The sequence below is a fragment of the Rhodoferax sp. RT4P68 genome (assembly GCF_056521305.1).
The window spans coordinates 7,754-26,444 of sequence record NZ_JBWMBB010000007.1 but is presented as its reverse complement, the minus strand read 5'-3'; the positions used below and the strand labels follow the sequence as shown (position 1 = coordinate 26,444).

General features: G+C 70.2%; 1 protein-coding gene (only partly in view). It reads right to left on the bottom strand.

Translation table 11 applies throughout. From position 1 onward, the window contains the following. Positions 1-18,691, bottom strand: partial view of a hypothetical protein gene (locus AC099J_RS16250; protein ID WP_479616315.1) — the start only. 22,403 nt of this gene lie to the left of the window's left edge; only the first 18,691 of its 41,094 coding nucleotides appear in the window; it begins with the start codon at positions 18,689-18,691; the stop codon falls past the left edge of the window.

The window sequence follows — 18,691 nt, the reverse complement described above, 5'->3', positions numbered from 1 at the left end:
GGTTGTCGGCCCAGGCGCCGGCACCGCTGATGCCGATGCCACCGGCGCCGAAGCCCGCTGCGGCCGAGGCCGCTGCTGCCACGGCGTGGATGCCGGCATCGGTCTGTGCCGAGATCTCCAGCGTGGGCGTGGCGGCGTCCACGTCGTCGAGCGTGGCCGTGGCCAAGGCGTCGGCGATGTAGGCGACGACATCGCTGTCCACACTGTTGGAGGCCAGCGTGACGCCGACCGAGATCGAGACGCCGACGACGCCGAACGACAGCGCCAGCGAGGCCGCCGCCGCATCGGCGGTGATGGTCGAGGTGTCCTGCGCATGCACGCCAATGTGGTCGGCGCTGACGATGGTGCTGCCGCTGCCGTCGATGAAGGCCTGCGTGTCGACCGCGATGCGGTTGGCGGTGTAGACGCCCGAGCCGCTGGCGGCCAGGCCGGCACCGGCGCCCGCGCCGACGCCCACCGAGATCGCCAGCACCAGCGCGTCCACCTCCTGCTCCGAGGTGGCCTGCACCATCAGGTTGCCGCCCCCGATCAGAGGCGTGTCGAGCGCATAGGCGTGCACCTGCACCGGTGCCTGCGTGCCGTCCAGCCGCTCGCCGATGAAGTTGCGCGCCACGGCGACGCCGATGGAGACACCCACGCCCACCCCACCGGCGCCGATGGCGGCCGTCGCGGCGGCGATCTCGGCCTCGATGGTGGAGCTGTTGTCGGCCGTGATGGCGATGTCGCCCAGCGTGGCCGTGAGGCTGCTGTCGCGGGCGAAGGCCTGCGCCCCGCCCAGGCTGATGTTGTCAGCCACGGCACCGGCGCCGCTGATGGCCAGGCCGCCCAGGCCGCCGCCGACCGCCAGCGAGGCCGCGACGGACAGCGCGTCGATGGAGGCAGTCTCGTCAGCACTGATGGTGATGGCACCCAGGCTGGCGGTGACGTTGGCGTCGGTGACGGACGCTTCGACCCGGCTGTCCACCGTGTTGCTGGCCAGCGAGAGGCCGATCGACAGCGAGGCGCCGACGATGCCGAAGCCGGCCGCGACCGATGCGGCGGCGGTGTCGGCGTGGATGGTCGATGCGTCGGAGGCGAGCACCGAGACCGCATCGGCACGGACCAGCGAGTTCGTGGTGTCGTTGCCGTCGATGACGGCGGCCACATCGGTGTTGACGCGGTTGTCGGCCACGGCACCGGCGCCGCTGACAGCGATGCCGGCGTACAGCCCGCCCGCCACGGCCACCGAACCCGCGAACACCAGCGCGTCGATGGACTGGTCGCCCGTCGCCTCGACCCGCAGCGTGTCGCCCGCGAAGACCGGCGTGTCGATGATGGAGGCGTGCACCTGCAGCGCATCGTTCTGCACGCTGACCAGGCGCCACAGGTCGGGGTCGCCATAGTCCTGCGCCAGGGCCGTGATCTGCGCCCAGTTGCGCTTGTCGTCGTCGGTCTCCGGCGTGCCGTTGGTGTCCAGTTCGCTGTCGTAGTCGATGGCCAGCAGGTTGGCGTCGGCCACCATGTCGTCGCCCAGCCGCTCGTAGACCTTGCCGCCGATGAGCACACGCTCGCCCTTCTTGACGGTCTGCGTGGCGTCCACGGCCGCGTCGTAGTCGCTGCGCACGGTGTAGTTGTCGCCCAGGTATTCGTAGACATCGCCCTGGCGCACGCCGGCCGCCACGCGCACGCGGTCGCCCTTCAGCACGGTGATCGCGCTGTCGGTGGACTGGTGGTCGATGCCGGCCACGTTGTCCAGCTTGGACGCGCCGATCAGGTTGCGCGCCAGCGCGATGCCGATGGAGGCACCCACACCGGCGCCCGCAGCCCCCACGCCCACGCCGACCGAGGCGGCGATGATGGAGGCGTCGATGGCCGAGGTGTTGTCGGCCGTGACCTGCACCCTGCCATTCAGCGCGTTCAGGTCGCTGGCGGCAACATCGGCCTGCACGCCGCCGGTGATGATGTTCTCGGCCCAAGCGCCTGCGCCGCTCACGCCCACGCCCACGGTGCCGCCTACGGCCAGCGCCACCGAGGCCGCGAAGGCCACGGCGTCGATCACGCCGCTGTCGGTGGCGGTGACGATGATGTGGCCCGCCGACGCGGCGGTGGTGTCCACCTCGGCGCCCTCGATGCCGGCCTGGACCTGCGAATCGATGGTGTTGCGCGCCAGGCCCAGGCCGATGGACACGGCCACGCCCACGGTGCCGCCGAAGGCTGCAGCCACCGAGGCCGCGCCCGCCAGCGCATGGATGGAGGCGTCGTTGTCGGCGTCCACCGTCACACTGGCCGCGCGGATCGCCGTGCTGGCGACACCGGCCCCGTCGATGGCGCTCTGCACGTCCACGCCGATGCGGTTCTCCGCGTACACGCCCGAGCCGGCAATCGCCAGGCCCACGGTGCCGGATGCGCCGATGGCGACCGAGCCGGCGACGACCAGCGACTGGATCGTCTGCTCGGCGCTCGCATCCAGCGTCAGCGCGGCCGGTGTCGTCACCGCCGTGTCGGTCAGCAAGGCATGCACCTGCAGGGGCGAGGCGCTGCCGGCTCCGGGCTGCCAGCCGATGAAGTTCTGCGCCACGGCGATGCCGATGGACGCGCCGATGCCGGCCGTGCCGCCCACACCCACCGCTGCCGACAGCGCGGCCACCGTGGACGAAATGTCGGCCGCGCTCGTGGCCTCCAGCGTCACCGCGCCCAGGCTGTCGATCAGCCGCACATCCTGCACCAGGGCCAGCGTGCCGCCCACGATCACGTTCTGTGCCACGGCACCCGCGCCGCTCACCGCGATGCCGGCCGTGCCGCCCAGGCCGATGGACAGGGCAGCCGCCGCCGAGATGGCGTTGATGGTGTTCTTGTGGATGGAGAGCGTGAGCGGCTGGCCGGCGGCGCTGGTGCGCTCCAGCACGAAAGTCTGGCCATCGGGGGCGACCAGCGTCCAGCTCTGGCCTTCGACCAGGGTGTTGACCACCAGCTTGTCCACCAGCATCCAGCCGGCGCCGGTGTAGTTGACGGTCGCCAGGTCGACTCCCACCAGGTCGGGCACGCCGATGTAGCGGTAGACCCGGCCCTCGGTGCCGAAGCTTGCGCCCCCGACCACCTTGACCGTCGTGCCCTGGTTGACCGTCTGCACGCCGTCGGTGGTCAGGTAGGTGGCGGCAGTGGCCACCGTGTCCTCCACGGCCAGCACGTCCATGCCGTTAGCGACCAGCGCCGTGTTCATGGCCGCGCGCAACGTCGCCAGTGTGGCGGCGTCCTGCAGCGCGTCCAGCACCGCTTCGTCGTTGGTGTTGCCCGAGTGCTGCTGCTCCACGTCCTTGTCGGCCAGGGCGGCGTCGTCCAACAGCGCCGCCGTCAGCGCGGGGCTGATGTCGAACAGCTTGAGCCCGTCGGAGCGGGCGTGCACGTCCACCCCGCCCACCGTGGTCTTGACGCCCTGGTCGGCGTTCTGGATGGCGGCCACCACGTCGCTGTCGACCTCGTTCAGCGCGATGGACAGGCCGATGGCGACCGACACGCCGGCTGTGCCGCCCAGCGAGGCGGCCAGTGCGGCGGCCCCGGCAATCGCGTCGATGCCCGAGGCATCCACCGCGCTGACCGTCACGCTGGCGGCGTTGATGCCGTCGGTGGCGGTGTTGTCGCCATCGCCGTCGATGAGGGCCTTGACGCTGGCGTTGATGCGGTTCTCGGCATAGACCCCGGCGCCGCTGATGGCCACGCCAGTGGTGCCACCACCGCCCAGGGCGGCTGCAGCCGCGACGACCCTCGCCTCGATGCTGTGCTGGCCTTCAGCATCCACCGTCAACGCGCCGAAGGCGTGGATGCTCGAACCCTCGATGACGGCGTGCACCTCGGTCGCCGAGGCGCCCAGGTCGACCTGCTTCCAGACCGTGCGGTCCCCATAGTCCTGCGTGGCCAGGTCGATCCACACCTCCTGCCATTGGCCGGTGGTGAAGTCGGTGTTGGCCAGCGCCACGTTGGTGAGGCTGGTGTCGCCCACGTACTTGTAGAGGCTGCCGACGTTGCCGTCCGCAGTGCCGACGCCGGGCTGGAAGCCGGGCCGGATGGCGACGACGGCACCGGGCGCGACCGTTTGCAGGCCGGCCATGGCGGTGTGCAGCGTGGCGACGGGCTGGGTCCGCGTCGGGCCCAGGTACTCGTAGACATCGCCCGCGCGGGCGCCGCTGCTGATCTTCACGGTGTCGCCGGTCGCCAGGCTCTGGCCCTGGGCCAGCCCGGCGGCGGTGGTGAAGTCGCCATCCATCTGCAACTGTTCCCAGCCGATGAAGTTGCGCGCCACGGCCACGCCCAGCGCCACGCCGATGCCGTTGCTCGACCCCACGCCGATGGCGGCAGCCGCCGCGCCGACCAGCGCGTCGATGCGCGAGGTGCTGGCCGCCACCACATCGACCGCGCCCACCGTTTGCGTAGCGGTACCGACGGCGCTGTCCAGGATCGCGGCGTTGGCCGAGGTCAGCACCACGTTCTGCGCCACGGCCGCGCCGCCGGCAATCGCCACGCCGGTGCCGCCACCGCCCAGCGCCACCGACACGGAAGCGGCCACGACCAGGGCGTCGATGGTGGCGGCGTCGGTGGCGCGCACCGTGATGTCGCCGCGCGTGACCACGCCACCGGCCGCGGTGTCGCTGGTCAGGATGCTGGGCACATCGCTGATGGAGGCCCGGATGTCGTTGTCGATGGTGTTGAATGCCAGCGACGCGCCGATGGCCACGCTGACGGCGCTGTTGAGCGACAGCGCCGCCGCGACCGAGGCGGCACGCGCGTCGGCCACGATGGTGGAGGTGTCGTCTGCCGTGACGTTCAGGTCGCCGTCGCCGGTATCGACCAGGCTCGCGCCGTCGATGAAGGCATGGACATTGGCGGCCATGCTGTTGTCGGTCCACACGCCGGCGCCGGTGGCGGCCAGCGCGCTGGAGCCGGTGGACATGGACAGCGCCACCGCCGCCGCATCGACCACCGCGCCGATGCGGCTGCTGGAGACGACCGAGACGGTGATGCCATGGTCGGCCACGACGCGCGTGTCGCCATCGCCGTCGCTGTCCTCGACGAAGGCCATCACGTCCATCGGATCGGCGCCGCCGTACTCGGTCCAGCCGATGCGGTTGCGCGCGATGGACACGCCCACGGCCACGGCCGGGGCCGAGCCCTTGAAGCTGACGGCCGCCGCGATGGCGATGGCCCGCACCAGCGCGTCGATCTCGGCGCTGTTGACGGCCAGCACGCCGATGGTGCCGCCGCTGCCGTCGGCCGCTGCGGTGGCGGTGACGGCGCTGTCGCGGATGAAGGCCAGGACCTGCCCGCCGATGCTGTTGACCGCCGTGGCCCCGCCGCCGGACACGGCCAGCGTGTCGCCCTTGGCGGACGCCGCCGCCGAGATGGCGGTCGCGGTGGAGGTGGCGTCGATGGCCGCGACTTCTTCGGCGCGCACGTCGACGGCGCCGCCCTGGGCCGTGAGCGCGTTCACGTCATCGACCGCCACCACCATGTCGGTGTCGATCTCGTTGCGCGCGACGCTCAGGCCCACCGAGATCGTGGTCGCCTCGCTGGCCAGCGGCACCAGCGAGATCGACATCGAGCTGACCCCCACCAGCGCGTCGATGGTGGCCTCGTCGCTGCCCAGGATGGAGATGTCGCCGGCGGCCCGCACCAGGCTCGTGCCCTCGATGCCGGCGCGCACCTGCGTGGCCACCCGGTTCAGCGCCAGCGTGGCGGCCACCGAGATGTTGCGCACGGCATTCGTGCTGATGCCCGGCTTGGAGATCGCCAGCACGCTGTTCTCGATGGTCGAGGTGATGGCCGCGTCCGACACGGCCGAGAGCCGGATGTCGCCGCCCGCGCGCACGTCGGAGTCGAGGATCTGCGCGCGCACCTGCGCCGGATCGCGGTCGGCCAGCCCCAGCCCGAACAAGGTGTCGGCCAGGTCGAACAGCAGGTTCTGCGACGCATAGCCCACGGTGTTGAAGGCCAGCGTGGCGCCGATGTTGACGCCCTTGGCCGTGATGCTGGAGGTGACCGTGGCGTCGATGGCCGAGGTGTTCTGCGCATCGAGCACCACGTCGCCGCTGCGCGTGGTGATGTCACTGGACTGGACCACCGCGCTGGCCTCGCTGAGCACCAGGTTGGCAGCGATCACGCCGTTGAAGTTCACGCCCTTGTTGGAGCCCTGGGCCGCCACCGTGCTGAGGTTGGCCGCGGTGATGGTGGCTGTCTCCAGCGCGGTCAGCGCGAGGCCGCCGCCGATGGTCAGCGTCGAGCCGTCGATGCGCGCATCGGCCCGGCCGCGCACGTCGTTGCGCACCACCAGCCCGGCCGAGGCATTGGCCTCGCCGCCGCTGAGGTTGGTGGGGATCAGCGAGGTCAGGAAATCCAGCGTCGATTCGAGGTCCTGCCCGAACAGCGTGCGCCTGGCCCACAGCGTGGTGTCCGCATAGTCGGTGGTGCCCAGGTCGACCATGTCGGGGGCGGTGGGGTCCAGGTCGGCCGGGTCGCCCAGGTACTGCATCGTGACCCCGGCGAAATCGGGATCGGCATAGGTGCTGGCGACCCGCACCAGAGCGCCCGCCTCCAGGCCCTGCGTGCCGGAGTTGGAGGTGAACTGGTAGTCGCTGATGAGGCTGCGCAGTGCGCCCACGGCCACGCTGATGCCGTAGTCGTTGACGACCGACGCGAGCGCCTTCACGCTGGTGTCGGCGCGGACCAGGGCCGCATCCTCGGCGCTGACCGTCACGTCCCCGCCCACATGGTTGGCAGCCGGATCGGCCAGCGCGGCAATGCCCGTGATCTCGGCCCGCGTGTCGCTGCTGACCATGTTCTTGGACAGCACGATGCCCACGGCCAGTGCGTTGGCACCGGCAAGCGCCACGGCGGCCGAGGTGGCCTCGTTGCCCACGGTGGCGTCGATGGCCGCTTCGGTGTAAGCGGTGACGGACAGGTCGTCGCCGACCGCCAGCACGGTGTCGCTCACGGTGGCCCGCACTTCGGCCGGGCGCTCGGCCGCGAAGACCTTGAGCGTGGCCTCCCAGCGCGCGGTGTCGGCAAAGTTCTGGCTGGCCAGGTCGACCGGGCCGGCCAGGTCGCTGCCGATGTAGCGGAACACGTCGTTGCCGGCGCTGTCCACGTCCTGCACCAGGTCGCCGCTCTTCAGGCCGTTCTCGCTGATCTCGTCAGAGCGGTAGTCGTAGTCGAACGGGCCGATCAACGTGTCCAGCGCGTTGAACAGCACGTTCTGCGGCTCCCAGCCGACGGTATTGAAGGCCAGCGTGACGCTGACGCCCTTGTCGCCGCTGGTGGTGGAGCTTTGCGTCACCGCATCGATCACCGAGACGTTGCTGGCGGCCACGGCCATGTCACCGCCCACCGTGACGGTGCTGCTGTCCACCGTGGCACGGGCCGAGCTGAGCACCAGATTGGTGGCGATGGTGCCGTTCACGGCGATGACGCTGCCCTTGCCGAAGGCGCTGCCGCCCGACGCCACGGCGGCACTGTCGGCGGTGGCGCGGATCACGGCGGTCTCGTCGGCCGTGACGTCCAGCGCCGCGGCGTCGATGACAGCATCGACGACGTAGGCGTCCACATCGCTGCGCACGTCGTTCAGCACCACCATGCCACCGATGCCCATGGCGTCCGATTCGCTGACGTTGTAGCCGGTGGGGATGATCTTGGTGACCAGCACTTCCTTCCAGTAGTCCAGATCGGTGTAGTCGATGAAGCTGGCGCTGGTCGGGTCGTTCAGCTCGACCTGCATCGTCGTGCCCAGCCATTCGTAGATGGCGCCGGCCGCGCCCAGCTCGCGCCACAGCGCGGTGTCGGCATAGTCGACCAGGGCCAGGTCGGTGGCCAGCGGGTTGGCGCCGATGTAGACGTAGACCGAGGCCGCCGTGCCGCCGATGCGGGTCCACAGGCTGGTGTCGCCGTAGTCCTGCGCGCCCAGGTCCAGCCGCAGGCCTGCACCGCCGGGGCCGGTGTAGGTGTAGATGCCACCGGCCACCGCTTGCCACGCGCTGGTGTCGCTGAAGTCTTGCGCTGCCTGGCCGATGGTGGTGCCGGTGGCGCCGCGCCAGGCGTAGACGGCGTTCAGTTCGCCCTCCACGCGCTGCCAGCTCGGGCTCGTGCCATAGGCCTGCAGCTCGATGTCGACTTCGGCGTCGGCGCCGAGGTAGCGGTAGACGTATTCGGTGACGATCTGGCCGTCCTGCCCGTCCGCCGCGTTGCCCATGACCACATGGCGCACGAAGTCGCCGGTCTTCAGCTCGACCAACTGCTCATCGCCGTCGGCACCGGTGGTGCTGTGGTCGGCGGTGAACTGCACGAACTGACCGTGCGTCAGCGTGACGGTCTTGTCGCCGGCGGTACCGATGCTGGCGGTGTCGTAGCCCTCGGCCAGCTGCACCGTGTCGCCGGTGACGATCAGGCGCCGGCCCGATTCATTGGTGAAGCGCGCGCTGTCATAGCCCTCGGCTACTGCGACCTTGTCGCCAGTGGTGATCGTCGCGCTGCCGTCGCCGCTGCTGTAGTCGGGCGTGCCGAAGCCATCGGCCAGGCGCACGCGTTCGCCGAATTCGAGCGTGACTGTCCCTTCGCTGCTCTGGTGGTCGGCGTGCTGGAAGTCGTTCAGCGTCTCTTGCAGCACCGCCGCGCCACCGTCGTTGGTGGTGATGGAGGACGCGACGATCTTGCTGTTGGCGTAGATGCCGGCGTTGTCGCGCGCGAAGACCGTGACCGTGCCGCCGGACGAGATGGTCTCGGCATCGTCGCCATCGATGAAGGCCTCTGCATCGCTGCTGACCTTGTTGCTGGCCACGACCGCGCCAATGCTCTTGCCCGTGGCGCCCTTCAGGGCTGCGGCATTGGACTCGGCGGCGTTGCTGACGGTGGCGTTGATCTGCGCCTGCGAGGTGGCGCGCACGGCGATGTCGCCCGCCGCGTCCACGGCCGAATCGGTGATGTGGGCCCGCACCAAGGCCGGCGCTTCGTTGGCGAAGGGGTTGACGACCTTGGCCCATTGCGCCGGCTGGTTCTGCAGTGAATCGGACAGGTCGATCGCCGGGCCGGCCGGCTGCAGTTGCCAGGCCGCAGAGCCGTAGTTCTGCGCCTTGAGGTCGATGCCGGCTTCGCTGGCCAGCGCCGGGCCGGCGTAGGTGTACACGCCGGCGGGGGCCAGCACCGTCGTGCCATCGGCGGCGAGGATGTCGGCGTACAGCCGCACCTGGTCGCCCGCGTTCAGGGCGGTCGGTCGGCTCTGGACGGTGTACTGCGCATCGGCCTGGCCATCGCCACGCCACCAGTAGATGTCGCCGCTGGCCATGTCTTTCACGCGGTCGCCGACGTCCAGCGCGGGCACCTGCTCGGTGCTTTCGTAGTCGTAGCTGTCGGTGGGCCGGCCGATGATGGTGTCGAGCGCGTTGAACAGGAAGTTCTGCGACTGCCAGCCGATGCTGTTGAAGGCCAGCGAGATGCCCACGCCGGTGTCGCCGGTGGCGGTGGAGGCCAGCAGCGTCGCATCCACCGTGGACACGTTGTCGGCCTCGACCACCACGCCCGCGGCCGTGGTGGTGATGGTGCTGTCGGCCACATACGCCTCGGCACGGCTCAGCACGATGTTGGTCACCACCTGGCCGTTGACGGCCAGCACCGTGCCGGCACCCAGGAAGCTGCCGCCCGAGGCCTCGACCGTGCTGGTCGCGGTGGATTGGATGAAGGCCGTTTCGTGCGCGCGCACGTTGACGGCCTCGACCACGCGCCAGCGCGTGCCGTCGGCGAAGTCTTCGTCGCCCAGATCGGTCTCGCCACTCTCGACCAGGAATTCGTAGACGCTGCCGTCGGCGCCGCGCACACGCTGCCGCGTCTCCAGCGCCACGGCCTGCGCGCCGCCCGCCACCGCGTAGGCCACGACGACCGGCGCGGCCGCCTGCAATGCCGCGTTGTCGACGAAGGCCTCGACAGCGCTGCGCACGTCGTTCATGACGACCAGGATGCCGACCGCCGTGGCGTCCGATGCGGTCAGGTTGCCGATGTTGGGGTACAGGTCGTCCAGGTTGTCGGCGCCGGCCACCAGCTTCTGCCAGAGCGGGTTGGGCAGCGGGTTGCCCTGGCCGTCGAGGCCGGGGCCGGGCTTGAAGATGGTGGCGTCCAGGTCGATCGGCGCGCTGAGCCCTGTGGTGGCGTCGACCGGGCCGATGTAGCGGTAGACCGCGCCCACGTCGCCCTGCGTGCCGTCGCCGGGGCCCACGCGCACCTGCTGGCCGGCAGCCAGCGCCACGGTGCCGGATTCGGTCGTGTAGTCGATGTCGCCGGGCAACAGGGCTTCGATCTGGTCCACCACGCCGGCCAGCGTGTTGCTGGTCAGCGCCTTCTGGATGACGACGCTGTCGCTGGTGATGCCGGCGTTGTCTTCGGCCTCCACGGTGATGGCGCCGCCGGCCGTGATGCTGCCCGCCGCACCGGTGAAGACGATGTACGCACTGGCGCTGCTGCTGACCTTGTTGCTGGCCAGCACGCCGCCACCGGCCACGCTGCTGGCGTCTTCCATCGCGCCGGGGATGACGATGTCCAGCGCCGCCTCGGAGATGTTCTCGTTGCCGACGTAGGCGTTGATCTGCGCGGTGGACAGCGCCGTGACGCCGATGTCGCCGGCTGCAGTGACCGTGGTGTCGCGCAGGAAGGCCTCGACCAGGGCCGGCTGCTGGCCATTGAAGGCCGACGAGATCAGCGGGTCGCCGAGCAGCGTATCGACCGCATTGAACAGGATGTTCTGCGCCTTCCAGCCCACCGAGTTGAAGGCCACCACGGCCGTGGCCGAGTCCCAGGCCTCGACCTTGCTGGTGGTGCTGGCGTCGATCAGCGAGAGGTTCTCCGCCAGCACGGCCAGGCTGGCGTCGGTCTGGATGGCGCTGTCGTCCGCAAAGGCACGGGATTCGCTGAGCACCAGGTTGGTGGCGATGATGCCGCCGCGGCCCGTCCACGGCACGACATAGCTGTCTTCCACGGCGCTGATGCGGGCGCTCTCCAGCGCGGTGATGGCGACATCGCTGCCGGCTGCGATGCGGGCGTCGGTGATGGAGGCGACCACACGGCTGCGCACGTCGTTCAGGTCGATGAGGCCGTAGAAGCTCTGCGAATCACCCGCCAGGCCTTCCTTGCCCATGATCGTGCCCACCACGTTCAGCGCGGCGTAGACGGTCGATTCGGTGATCAGGTTGGCCGGGTTCAGCCGCTTCCACAGGCCGAAGTCGGTGTAGTCGGTGGTGGCCAGGTCGGTGGCGACGCCGACCGCGTTCGAGCCCATGAACTGGTAGGTGCCGCCGACCTCGACCCACTTGGTGGCGTCGTTGTACTTCTGGGTCGCCAGGTTGAAGCTGCCGGTGGCCCCAAGGTACTGGTAGCGGCTGCCGGCGCTGCCGAAGTCGCCGCCGTAGTCGTCGGTCAGCAGCACCACGTCGCCGGCGGTCAGGGTCTCGATGGCTTCGCTGCCATCGGCCTCGTAGGTGGCGGCGAACACGGTGTCGTCCACCACGCGCACGCGGTCGCCGAACTGCAGGTCGCGCACGCCCGAGGCGCTGGTGTAAGCGTAGTCGTCCTGGATCAGGCCGACGAGGTTGTTCAGGATGCCGGAGCCGGCGTCGTTGGCCGGCGCGACCTCCGCGTACATTCGCGTTTCGGCATCGATCAGCGCGTCGTCCGCGGCGCGCACTTCGACTGCGCCGCCGGTCTGCACGTCCACAGCGGCGTCGATGGCGCTGCTGTAGTCGATGGTGGCCGAGGCCGAGCTGCTGACGCGGTTGCTGGCCAGGATGCCGCTGGCGCTCATGCCCGCTGCGCCGAAGAAGGCGGCCGGGTACGAGGTGGCGTCGTTGGTGACCAGCGCGTTGATGTGGGCGGCAGATTCGGCCACGACGGACAGGCCGCCCGCCGCGTCGACCTGTGTGTCCAGCAGCCAGGCGTGGGCATGCGCCGGGGTTTCGGTCGCCAGGTACGAGGCACCGATCAGGGTGTCGATGGCGTTGTACAGCACGTTCTGCGCTTCGTAGCCGACGCTGTTGAAGGCCAGCAGAAAAGCGGCCGAATTGGCGCCCGAGGTGGAGGCCGCCCGCGTGGTGGCGTCGATCTGGGCGGTGTTGAACGCTTCGACCGCGATGTCACCGTCGGTGCCCAGGCGGCTGCGCTCGACGGAGGCATCGGCCGTGGCCTGCACGACGTTGGTGGCGACCACCGCGCTGGCGGCCACCGACTGGCCCTTGCCGAACACGTCGCCACCGGAGGAGGACACGGCGGCGTCGTTCTCCGCGCGGATGACGGCCGACTCGACGGCCAGCACCGAGACCGTGCCACCGGCCTCGACGCGGGCATCGTGCACATAGGCCTGCACATCACTGCGCACGTCGTTCAGCACCACCAGGCCGCCGACGGCGATGGAATCGGACGGCGTGAAGTTCAGTCCGCTGGGGATGGCCTGCGTCGCGGGCAGCAGCTTCCACAGGCCGATGTCGCCGAAGTCCTGCGCGGCGAACACGAGGCTGGCGTCCTCGCCCATGTAGGCGTAGATGTCGCCTGCGCTGCCGGCAATGGCACGCCACAGGGTGTCGTCGCTGTAGTCCTGCAGCGCCAGGTCCAGGCTGCCGGCGGCGCCCAGGTATTCGTAGACCGTGTCGGCGTCGCCGCCGATGGCCTGCCAGCGGTCGGTGTCGGTGTAGTCGGCCGTGCCCAGGTCGACACGCAGCCCGCGCGCGCCGATGCCGACGAAGCGGTACAGCGCGCCGCCGTCGCCGCGCGAAGGATCGTAGTCGTCGGCCAGCAGCACCACATCGCCGCTGCGCAGCAGGCGGATGCCGGAATCGGAAGTGAAAGTGGCGTCGGCATAGCCGGCCTCGACCTGCACCAGGTCGCCGGTGGCCAGGGCCACGGCGCCGTCGTCGCTGGAGAAGTCGGCGCTGGCGAAATCGTCGGCCAGCAGCACCAGATCGCCGAAGGCCACGGGCTTGGCGCCAGCTTCGTCGCTCGTCCAGTCAACCGGGATCTGCTGCTCGAACAGCGTGGAGGCGACGCTCAGGCCAGCGTCGTTCTTGGTGGCCGACGCGGTGACGACCGTGACGGTGGCGTAGATGCCGGCGTTGTCCTGGGCCTGCACGGTGACCGCGCCTCCCGCCTGCACATCCACATCGGCGCCGAGGGCAGGCGTGTAGTCGATCCAGGCCTCGGCCGCAGTGGCCACCTTGTTGCTCGCGAGGATGCCGCCGAAAGCCTTGCCGGTGGCGTTGACCAGCGCGCCGGCGGCCGACGTGGCGGCGTTGCTCATGTCCGCTTCGATGAAGGCCTGGTTGTCGGCACTGACGACGATGTCGCCGCCGGCCCGCAGCGCGCTGTCCAGCACCGTGGCGCTGACACGCGCCGGGTTCTCGCCGCCGAAGGGCGAGAACTCGACCGCTGCCCAACGCGAGGTGTCGCTGAAGTCTTCGGCGTCCCACTGCGCCTGGGTGGTGAAGCTGGTGCGGGCGTCGAGGAAGCGGTAGACCTCGGTGCCGACCTTGACGCGGTCGCCCGGGTCCAGCGGGTCGACCACATCGCCGAATGCGTGGTCGAAGTCCCCCACCGGGCGGCCGATCAAGGCGTCGATGGTGTTGAACAGCAGGTTCTGCGATTCCCAGCCGACGCTGTTGAAGGCCAGCGTCACGGCCACGCCGGTGTCGCCGGTGTTGGCGGCGCTCATCACCGTGGCGTAGAAGTTGGAGGTGTTGAGGCCCTCGACGCGCACGTCGCCCGCCGTGGCGGTAAGCGTGCTGTTGCGCACGCGCGCATCGACCGCGCTCTGCACCCGGTTGGTGACGGCCTGGCCGCCACCGGCCACCACGGTGCCGGTGCCGTAGGCGCTGCCGCCCGAGGCTTCGACGTTGACCTGCGCCACGGCCACGAGATCGGCAGCGGCCTGGGCGTGGACGGCGATGTCGCCGGTGGTGGCGCGCACCACGGCGCCGCGGATCTCGGCCAGCACGGCGCTGCGCACATCGTTGAGCACGACCAGCGCGCCGAAGGCCTTGGCGTCGGAGTTGGTGAGGTTGCCGATGTTGGGGAAGCTGGCCAGCAGGCCGGCGTCGTTCTTGGCCACCTTCTGCCACTGCGACAGATTGCTGTAGTTGGCCGTGCCCAGGTTCACGGTGGCGGGCGCGGCGCCGACGAATTCGTAGACCTCGCCGCCGATGCCGCCGCCGGCATAGGCCGTGCCCAGCCGCACGCGCAGGCCGCTCGCCAGCTGCTGGCTGCCGCTGGCGGTGGTGAACTGGTAGCCGTTGTCGATGACGCCGGCCAGGATCTGCTTGACCGCATCGAGGTTGTTGGCCGTCACGGCCGAGGTCACCAGGCTGCTGGTGCTGGTGATGCCGCTGGCATCCTCGGCATGCACGCGCACACCGCCACCGGCCAGCACGCCGGTGCCGGTCGGGTTCTCGATCACGGCCGTGGCCGCGCTGCTGACTTTGTTGCTCGCCAGCATGCCGCCGGCCGCCATGCCGTTGGCGCCGAACTTGGCCTTGACGACGAATTCGTTGAGGGCGGTGGAGCGCTGCTCGTTGCCGACGGTGGCGGTGATCTGCGCGCTGGAGACGGCGTCTACCGTGACGTCGTCGCCCGCGGTGACCTGCGAGCCGGTGATGCGTGCAGTGGCACCGGCAGGTTGCTCGTCGGTGATGAGGTTGTCGCCCAGCAGGGCGTCGATGGCGGCGAACAGCAGGTTGGTGGGCGCCCAGCCCAGCGTGTTGAGGGCGACGACGACGCCGACCGAATCGGACTTGCTGGCCGAGCGGGTGTCGGAGATGGCCGCGAGCGACGCCTCGTTCGTCGCTTCGAGCGCCACGTTGCCGCCCGTGCTGGTCACGCGGCTGTTGCTGGCCTGGGCCAGCGCGTGGGCCAGCACCATGTTGTTGACCAGCACCCCACCCTTGTTGCCGGACTGCGACTCCACCACGCTGGAGTCGTCGGCGCGGATGCCGGCCCGCTCGGCGGCGTGCAGCACGATGTCGGCCGCAGCCGTCAGCGCTGCGCCACTGACCCGGGCGGCCACATCGGCCTTGACCTCGTTGCGCGTCATGAGGCCGTAGAAAGCTTCGGAGGCGCCGTTGTCCAGCCCGAAGGACTTGATCAATGCGGACGCTACGGCCGTGGGCACGGCGTTGGTGTCGTCCAGCAGCTTCCAGTGTTCGAAATCGGTGTAGGTCTGCGCGCCCAGGTCCACCGGCGCGGCCTGCCCCATGTACTGCACGACTTTGCTGTTCAGCGCGGGGTTGCCCAGGTTGTCGCTCAGACGCACCAGATCGCCAAATTGCAGCGCCTGCGTGCCCGACAGGTTGGTGTAGCGGTAGTCGCGCAGCAGCGAATCAACCGCGCTGTTGAGCAGGCCGGTGCCCAGCAGGTTGACCTTCCTGGCCGAGGTGCCGACGCTGGTGCTGGCGTCGATGGTGGCGTGGTCGTCGGCGCTCAGCGTGATCGTGTCGCCGGCCACCAGCGCGCGGCCGGCGGCGGGAACGGTCTCGACCACCTCGGCCCGCGTACGGCTGCTGACCTTGTTGCTGGCCAGCACGCCGGTGGCGCTCATGGCCGAGGCGCCGAACATCGCCTCGGACAGCGAGGTGGCCTCGTTGCCGACGATGGCTGTGATGGCGGAGGTGTTCTCGGCGTCGAGCGTGATGGCGCCGCCGGCATTGATGGCGCTGTTGGTGACGGTGACCAGCGCCTGGCTGGGCGTCTCGGCACCCAGCGGCAGGGCGATCAAGGCATCGAGCGCGTTGAACAGCAGGTTGGTCGGCGCGTGGCCGACGGCGTTGAAGGCCAGCAGCACGCCCACGGCCTGGCCGGCCGATGTCACCGCGCTCTGCACGTTGGCGCTGATGGCGGACGCGTTCGACGACTGCAGGGCCACGTCGCCAGTCGCGGTCAGCGCGCTGTCCGTGACGAAGGCTTCGGCGCCACCGGTCACGTTGTTGGTGGCGATGGTGCCGTTGGCCGCCACCGAGGTGCCGCCACCGCTGTAGGAGCTGCCGCCCGACGACACGCTGGTGTTGTCGGCCGTGGCCACGACCACGCCCTGCGCGATGGCGCGCACGGTCACGTCACCTGCCTGCACCTGCGCGTCGGTGATACCGGCCCGGGCGCTGCTGCGCACGTCGTTGAAGACGACCATGCCGCCCACCGCCACCGAATTGCTGGCGCTGACGTTGAAGCCGGCCGGGATCAGGCTGGTGGCCAGCTCTTCCTTCCAGAAGTCCAGGTCGCTGTAGTCGGCCGCCGCCAGGTCCAGGCTGGCTGCAGTGCCCAGGTAACGGTAGACCCTGCCCTCCTCGCCGCCGTTGGCGTAGCCATCCTCGACACGCACCTTGATGCCGAACAGCGTGGCGGGCGGCAGAAGGGGATCGACATCGTTGACGCCGACCACGCCGTCATCGGTGTCGAAATCGGGCACCAGCGCGGCGACGACGCCGCGCGCGAATTCGGCGCCACCGTCGTTCGTGGTGATCGCACTGGAGACGACCTTCGCGTTCGCGTACACGCCCGCCAGGTTCTCGGCCTGCACGGTCAGCGTGCCGCCGGCATCGATGTCCCCTCGGGTGATGGTGGCCACGGCTCCGCCGTTCAGCCGGTTGCTGGCCAGGATGCCACCGGCCGCGCCGCCACGCGCGCCGAACAGCGACGAGGCCGTGCTCTCGGCCGCGTTGCTGACGGTGGCGTTGATCTGCGGGGCCGACGTGGCCAGCAGCGTCAGCCCACCGCCCGCGCTGGCATCGGTATCGACCAGGGTGGCCTGCACGTCCAGCGGGTCTGCGCTGTTGAGGCCGAAGTCGGTGCCCAGCAGCGCGCTGAGCAGGTCACCGCCCAACGCGGCGCCGACCGAGGCCGTGTCCCAGCCGATGGTGTTGAGCGCGATCGAGACGCCGGCGGCCCCGGCGGCGCCGAAGATCGTCAGCTCGCTGGTGGCCGCCGTGGCCGCCAGTTCGCTCTTGGCATCGATGGTCGAGCGGTCACCGGCCTGCACCTGCACATCGCCACCGGCCGCGAGCACGCTACCGCTGGCGCCGGCCAGCACGTCGCCGCGCACGCGGTTCTCACTGAACAGGCCGGCGACGCCGACGGAGACGAACGTCGGCAACAAGGTTTCGCCCGAGATCGCCATGGACTCGGCTTCGGCGGCCAGCGTGCGTTCGCTCGCGGCCTCGATCACGATGTCGCCCGCCACGGCGTCGAGCGTGGCGTCGGTGACCCGGGCCTCGGTCACGCGGTTCACCACGTTGCGCGCCACGGCCAGCCCCACATCGAGGTCGGCGACGAGCAGACTGACATCGAGCGCCACCGGCGTCGAATGCGCGCTGGCCGATACGCTGTCGGTGGCGCTGACGACGATGCCGCCCGCGCCGCCGGCGAAGACGCTGCTGTCCGTGACCACGGCGGTCGTGGCGCCGCCGATGGTGTTGCTGGCGACCTTGCCGGTGGCCTCGCTGCTTGCGGCATTGGTGGCGCGCACGGCCAGGCTGCCCACCGGCGTGCCGCTGCTGCCCACGCTGGCGGTCGCCACGCGCGCCGTCGCGGTGTCGGTGCTGTTGTTGAGCACGGTGCCCACCAGGCCGGCCGTGGCGGCGGCGGTGATGCCACCTTCGTTGCGGGCCTCGACCGTGACCGGGCCCGCGCCGGCCAGCGTGCCGACGCCTGCGCCATCCACCGTCGCGCTGGTCGTGCGGTTCAGCGAGATGGTGGACGTCAGGGCACCGAAGTCGAAGCCCAGAAACGCTGTCGAACCCAGCGCGACCGCCACGGTGGAATCGTCGACGGCCGAGATCATCGTGGCAGCACCCGACGCCACCGAGGCGCCGCCCGAAAGCGCGGCGCGCGTGGTGTTCGCCTGCGATACCGAAAGCGAGGCGGGCAGTGTGCTCGTGAGTGCTGCCGTGATTTGCACCGTGTTCAGCGCGGTCACGGCCACGCTGGCACCGGTGATGACCGTGCCTGCGCCCACCACATCCACGGTGGCGACGGACGTGGCCGTGTACGGCGCGAAATCAGCCAGCGCCACGGTCTTGCCGGCCTGCGCCGACAGCACCACAGCCCCACTGGCCTGGATGGAGCCGCTGACCAGCACTGTGGCGTCGTCCGCGCCGACGGCGGTCAGACTGACCGACCCGGCACCGCCGATCGTGCCCAGGGAACGAATCTCTTCCGCATCGGCGAACAAGCCGTTGCCGCCCAGGACCAAGGCACCGTCGAAGCTCAACAGGTCATCGCCATCGCCGCCGAGGATGCTGATGCCGGCGCCCCAGGCGCTGCCGTTGAATTGCAGGGTGATGAGGTCGTCGTCGCCCGAGCCCGTGATGACCACCTGGCTGAAACCGCTGAACGGCCCGAAATCGGTGCCGCCGATGCTGACGTTCACCGTGTTGGCCGCCGCCTGCTGGACCAAGACCAGGGCATCGGCTCCGTTGTGGAGTTCGGCGGTCAGCGTGCCCGTTCCCACGTTGAAGCTCACCGATCCGGACAGCAGCAGTCGCGGGTCGATGGCCTCAAGCTCGTACGCCCGTCGCCTCGGCGCCAGCGTACGGGGCTTGGCGGGTGGGTCCGCGGCTCGCAAGCCGGGTGCCCCCCCGGGAAAGGCGCGCCGAATCAGGCGCGAAAGGAAGGACGGCACGGGTACCGTGCGCGCGATTTGTCCGGGGGTCTTTTGCAT